This window comes from Mesorhizobium sp. M7A.F.Ca.CA.001.10.2.1 (assembly GCF_003998575.1).
Classification (GTDB): Bacteria; Pseudomonadota; Alphaproteobacteria; order Rhizobiales; family Rhizobiaceae; genus Mesorhizobium.
Genome location: NZ_RZQY01000383.1, coordinates 1 through 5,659, shown reverse-complemented (window position 1 = coordinate 5,659; position 5,659 = coordinate 1). Strand labels below are relative to the sequence as shown.

The 5,659-nt window shown below is 63.4% G+C and carries 6 protein-coding genes; 2 read left to right on the top strand and 4 right to left on the bottom strand.

What is annotated here, in order from left to right; genetic code table 11:
* From EN964_RS22330 to EN964_RS22315, 4 genes are all read right to left on the bottom strand, one after another.
* Window positions 1-1,392 (bottom strand): sugar ABC transporter ATP-binding protein (locus EN964_RS22330; protein WP_164775929.1); only part of this gene is annotated, 1,392 nt, incomplete at its 3' end.
* A gap of 80 nt (window positions 1,393-1,472) precedes the next feature.
* The gene (locus EN964_RS22325; RefSeq protein ID WP_127268551.1) at window positions 1,473-2,357 is read right to left on the bottom strand and encodes an NAD(P)-dependent oxidoreductase; all 885 of its coding nucleotides are present in this window, start codon (window positions 2,355-2,357) and stop codon (window positions 1,473-1,475) included.
* 1 nt (window position 2,358) lies between these two features.
* Window positions 2,359-2,934, bottom strand: coding sequence for a gluconokinase (locus EN964_RS22320; RefSeq protein WP_236383252.1), 576 nt, complete (start codon window positions 2,932-2,934; stop codon window positions 2,359-2,361).
* Complete coding sequence (locus EN964_RS22315) at window positions 2,903-3,670, bottom strand: SDR family oxidoreductase (protein WP_127268550.1); 768 nt, start codon at window positions 3,668-3,670, stop codon at window positions 2,903-2,905. Before EN964_RS22315 ends, EN964_RS22320 begins: the two co-directional genes overlap by 32 nt.
* Before the next feature lie 129 nt (window positions 3,671-3,799).
* Here EN964_RS22315 and EN964_RS22310 point away from each other — a divergent pair, with 129 nt between their 5' ends.
* Together EN964_RS22310 and EN964_RS22305 are read left to right on the top strand one after the other, a co-directional pair.
* Window positions 3,800-4,735 (top strand): 2-hydroxyacid dehydrogenase, encoded by a 936-nt coding sequence (locus tag EN964_RS22310; protein ID WP_127268549.1) that lies wholly within the window; start codon window positions 3,800-3,802, stop codon window positions 4,733-4,735.
* 15 nt (window positions 4,736-4,750) lie between these two features.
* Window positions 4,751-5,659, top strand: a 909-nt coding sequence (locus tag EN964_RS22305) for an L-idonate 5-dehydrogenase (RefSeq protein ID WP_164775928.1), incomplete at its 3' end; no start/stop codon positions are given.

Sequence of the window (5,659 nt, the reverse complement as noted above, 5' to 3'; positions counted from 1 at the left end):
GTGGCAGATATGGGCGATCTCCTCGAAATCGGTCGACACCACGACCACAGCGAGGCCGGCTTCAAGTGCGCGGCCGATCAGCCGGTAGATCTCGGCCTTGGCGCCGACATCGACGCCTGCAGTGGGGTCCTCGGCGATCAGCAATGTGCGGCCGGTGTGGAGCCAGCGCCCGACGACCACCTTTTGCTGGTTTCCGCCCGAAAGCGCTTCGATGGGCAGGTTCGGATCGTTGGGGCGCAGCCCGACCGAGCCGCCGATCACTTGCGCCAGCGCAGCCTCCTTGTGAGACGCCAGGAATGAGAACAGGCCGCGCTTGCCGGCACCGGGATTGAGAAAACTGTTCTCGCGGATCGACAAGGAGGCCGCGATGGATTCCTCCGTCCGGTCGCGGGCGATTAGGCCGACGCCGGCCGCCATCGCCGCGATCGGGCTCGATAGATCGGGCATAGCGCCATTGATCGTCACCGAACCGGAAAAGGCCTGGCAGCCGAACAGCGTGCGGCCGACCAATTCCTGTCCGGCGCCGCGCAATCCGACCAGACCGAGCAGCTCTCCCTTGCGCACGTCGAACGACACCGGACCGGCGCCGGCGCAGACCAGGTCGCGAACAGCGCACACCGTCTCGCCGGCCTGCGTCTCAGCCTTGCTGAAAACCTGGCTTACCGGACGGCCGACGATCATCTCGACCAGCTCGTCCGGCTTGGTCTCGGCGACCTTCTTCTGGCCAACCAGCCTGCCGTCGCGCAGCACGGCAACGCGGTCGGCGATGCGGAAAATCTCGTCGAGGCGATGCGAGACATAGATCATGCCGACACCGCGCTGCTTGAGCGGGCGGATGGCGTCGAACAGGCGATCGACCTCGTCGGCCGGGAGACTGGCGGTCGGCTCATCGAGCACCAGAACATCGGCCTCGGTGGCCAGAGCGCGGGCGATGGCGACCAGCGATTTTTCGGTACGCGTTAGATCCTGGACGCGCGTCGTCGGATCGAAATCGCAGCCGACAAGCTTCAGCGCCTCGTGCGCCCGCTTTTCGGTGGAGCGCCAGTCGATGAGACCGGAGCGCAGCGAAAATCCCTGCGCGAGGCCGACATTTTCGCCGACCGTCATCCACTCGATCAGGCCGAGATCCTGGTGAATGAAGGCGACGGATTGGCGCTGGTTCGGCCGCGGCGGGCGATGATGATAAGGCTCGCCGCGAAACAGGATGCTGCCGCCATCGGGACGGTAGATGCCGGCAAGCGTCTTGATCAGCGTCGACTTACCGGCGCCGTTCTCGCCGAGCAGTGCCAGGATCTCGCCCTTGTGCAGATCGAGCGACACGTCGGAGAGCGCGCGGGTGCCGCCGAACTCCTTGGTAATCGACTTGAATTCGATCAATTTTTCCTCAGACACAAGCGTTCCTCCCAAGATCGCCAAATGATGTTATCGATAACATTTCTGAGCGTCAAGCGACAAAGTCCAGGGCTCGCCGCTCAGCTGGTCTTGCCGTCGAGCAGGCGCATCATTTCAGCCGAATCCTTAGACCCCAGCCCGGCCGCGCAGAGCAGGCGATGGATCTCGACCACCTGCCCGGTCATCGGCATCGGCGTCTTGGTCTTCAGCGCAAAGGCCTGCAGCGAATCGAGGTCCTTCAGCATGTTGTCGATGCGTCCGGTGGCTGAAAAATCGCGAGCGGCAAACTTTGCCATGAACTCCTGCATGATGCTGGAATCGGCCCTGCCGCCCTTCAGCGCCGCCGGGATGGCCTTGGGATCGACGCCGCCGGCTTCGGCGAGTTTCACCGCTTCGGCGACGGCCTGGAACAGCACCGCGCAGAAAAGCTGGTTGATCAGCTTGGTTGTCTGCCCTGCCCCGCTCGGCCCCATCAGCGTGTAGTTGGCGCAGAGATGCCGCATCACCGTGCGCGCGTGTTCGAAGTCTGCCGCCTCGCCGCCCGCCATGACGGTCAGCCGGCCGGCGAGCGCACCGGGAACGCCGCCCGACAGCGGACAGTCGAGCCATTTCATGCCGGTCTCGGCAAAGAGCTTCTTCGCCATCTCAGCGGTGTCGGCCGGGTCGATCGACGACATGTCGATCAGCAGCTTTTCGGACGACGCCGCAGCCGCGACACCGCCGTCGCCAAACACCACCGAACGCACGATATCGGCATGGTTGAGGCTGAGGATGACGAAGCTGCTGGCGTGTGTCGCCTCGGCGACAGACGCGGCGGCTGCCGCACCCTTCGCGGTCAGGGCGGCAACCTTGGCCTTGTCCAGATCGAACATCGTGACGGTCTGCTTGGTCTCGATCAGGCGGGTGGCAATCGCCGATCCCATGATGCCGGCGCCGACAACGGCGATTTGTGCTGCTTCTGTCATGTCAACGTGCCTCTCTCTTTGTCCCGGCAGCGGGTGCGACACTGAGAGTGCCCAGCCCCTCCAAAGCCGCGTCGACTATGCTGTAGACCGGAGCGTTGATATCCACGGTGACCACTAGCTTCTCACCATCCGGATTTTCCAGCGCAGCGAATTGGCTATCGAGCAGCGCCGGCGGAAAGAAATGGCCGCCACGCTCGGCGAGTCTGGCTTGCAGCAGCGCGCGCGACCCCTCCAAGAATATGAAAACCGCCGACCCGCCCACCGCATGGCGAAGCCGATCACGGTAGGATTCCTTCAGCGCTGAGCAGCTTACGACAAGCCCACGGCCCTCCTCGTTCGCCTGGCGCAAGGCTGCACCCACCAGATCCAGCCACGGCCAGCGATCGTCATCGGCGAGCGGGATGCCGGCCGACATCTTTTCGACATTGCCGGGCGGATGCAGCGTGTCGCCTTCGATGAAGGGGAGGCCGAGCCGCTCCGCAATCTCGACTCCGATTCTGGTCTTGCCGCAGCCGCTGACACCCATCACGACGATGAGTGCGGGCTCAAAGACAGGTCGTGATGCCGCCATCGACATAGAGCGTGTGTCCGTTGACAAAGGATGAGGCCGGTCCGGCCAGGAAGACTGCCGCGCCGATCAGTTCGCCGACATCGCCCCAGCGTCCGGCCGGCGTTCGGTTGGTCAGCCATGTCGAAAATTCGGGATTGTCGACCAGCGCCTGGTTGAGCGGCGTCTTGAAATAGCCCGGCGCGATGGAATTGATCTGCAGGCCATGCTTGGCCCAGTCGGCGCACATGCCGCGCGTCAGATTGCGCACCGCTCCCTTCGTGGCGGTATAGGGCGCGATGTTCGTGCGGGCCAACTCGCTTTGTACCGAGGCGATGTTGATGATCTTGCCGCACTTGCGCGCAATCATGTACCGCGCCACCGCCTGCCCGACGAAAAACACGCTGGAGATGTTGGTGCGCAGCAGCTCGTCCCATTTGTCCGCAGGGAAGTCCTCGAGCGGCATACGAAACTGCATGCCGGCATTGTTGATCAAAATGTCGATGGCGCCGATCGTCGCCTCGATCTCGGCGACGCCTTTGACGACCGCAGCGTGATCGGTCACGTCGAAGACCGCCACGCGAGCCTTGTATCCCCGGGCCACCAGCGCATCGGCAGCGGCCGCGACTTTTTCAGCGTTGCGCCCGTTCAGCACGATTTCGGCGCCGTGCTGCGCCAGCCCCTCTGCCAGCGCCAGGCCGATCCCCTGACCCGAGCCGGTGACCAGCGCCCGCATGCCGGTCAAATCGAACAACGAACTGCTCATGCGCTCCTCCTGAGGACTGTCCCCTGAAGCGGATATGATTTCCACCGCGCCGCCGCCAGTGCCTATTGACATGAATGTTATCGATAACATAGTCAATGGGAAAAATGAACTTGCTGAGGAGACGACGCCATGACCGATATATTGATGACCGGCCCCTATCCGGATTGGGACATGGAAGACCTCGAGGCGAGATATCGCGTTCACAAGCTCTGGCAGGCGGAGGACAAGGACGCGCTTATCGCAAGCCGAGCTGGCGCGATTCGTGCCATCGCAACGCGCGGCGAGCTTGGGGCAAGTGCGGCGCTGATGGCGAAACTGCCGAAGCTTGAAATCGTCTCCTGCTATGGCGTCGGCACCGACGCCATCGACCTTGCTTACGCCAGGGCAAACGGCATCCGCGTCACCAACACGCCTGACGTGCTGACCGAGGACGTGGCCGATATCGGCATCGGGCTGCTGCTGGCAGTGGCGCGCAAGATCCCGCAGGCCGACGCCTACGTCCGCGATGGCAGCTGGCGCAAGGCCAACATGCCGCTGGTGACGCGCGTTTGCGGGAAAAGGCTGGGCATTGTCGGCATGGGCCGCGTCGGCGCGGCGGTGGCCAGGCGCGCCGCAGCCTTCGACTGCGCTGTCGCCTATTTCGACGTGCGTAAGCGCGATGACTTGCCCTACGCATTCGTTGGCGATCTGGTCGAACTGGCGCGACAGAGTGAATTCATGATTGTGACGCTCGCTGGCGGCGACAGCACGAAGCACATCATCGATGCGGATGTTCTGGCTGCACTCGGGCCTGACGGCATCGTCATAAATATTTCGCGCGGCAGCACGGTTGACGAGACCGCGTTGCTCGCGGCCCTGGAATCCAGTGCCATAAAGGGCGCCGGCCTTGACGTGTTCTGGAACGAGCCAACGATCGACGATCGCTTCCTGAAGCTTTCCAATGTCGTGCTGCAACCGCACCACGCCAGCGGCACGGTGGAGACCCGCAAGGCAATGGGTCAGCTCGTTCGCGACAATCTCGCGGCCCATTTCGGCGGACAGACCTTGCTGACACCGGTCGTTTGAGAAAGAGATTCCATCATGAAGTCGATCGTCATCCACGCGATAAAAGACCTGCGGATAGAGGAGACCGATCCGGGCTCCCCCGGCGCCGGACAGGTCGAGATCGCGGTCGAAGCCGGCGGCATCTGCGGCTCGGACCTGCACTACTATAACCATGGCGGCTTCGGCGCGATTCGCCTGCGCGAACCGATGATCCTCGGCCACGAGGTTGCCGGCACAGTAAAGGTCATCGGCGGCGGCGTTTCCACACTCGCTGTCGGCGACCGCGTCGCGATCTCGCCCAGCCGACCCTGCAACGCCTGCCGCTACTGCCTGCAAGGCATGCAGAACCAATGCCTCAACATGCGCTTCTATGGCAGCGCCATGCCGATGCCCCATATACAAGGGGCGTTCCGCCAGCGCCTGATCGCGGAGGCGTGGCAATGTCATAAAATCGCCGACCATATCTCCATCAACGAGGCCGCTTTCGCCGAGCCTTTTGCGGTTACGCTGCATGCCCTGAACCGCGCCGGCTCGCTGCTCGGCAAACGCGTTCTGGTCACCGGCTGCGGGCCGATCGGCGCGCTTTGCATCCTGGCAGCCAGAGCCCACGGCGCGCGCGAAATCATCGTCACCGACGTCATGGATGCCGTGCTGGAAAAGGCTCGGGAGATCGGCGCTGACCGCACCATCAATGTCGCCACCGACGCCGACAAGCTCGCTGCCTATAACATCGAAAAGGGCAGTTTCGACGTGATGTTCGAATGCTCCGGCAACGAGCGCGCGGCACGGGCCGGACTCGACGTGCTGAAGCCGCGCGGCGTGCTGATGCAGCTCGGCCTTGGCGGCGACGTGTCTCTCCCGCAGAACCTGATCGTCGCCAAAGAGATCGAGATGCGCGGCAGCTTCCGTTTTCACGAGGAATTCGCGCTCGCCGTCGACCTGATC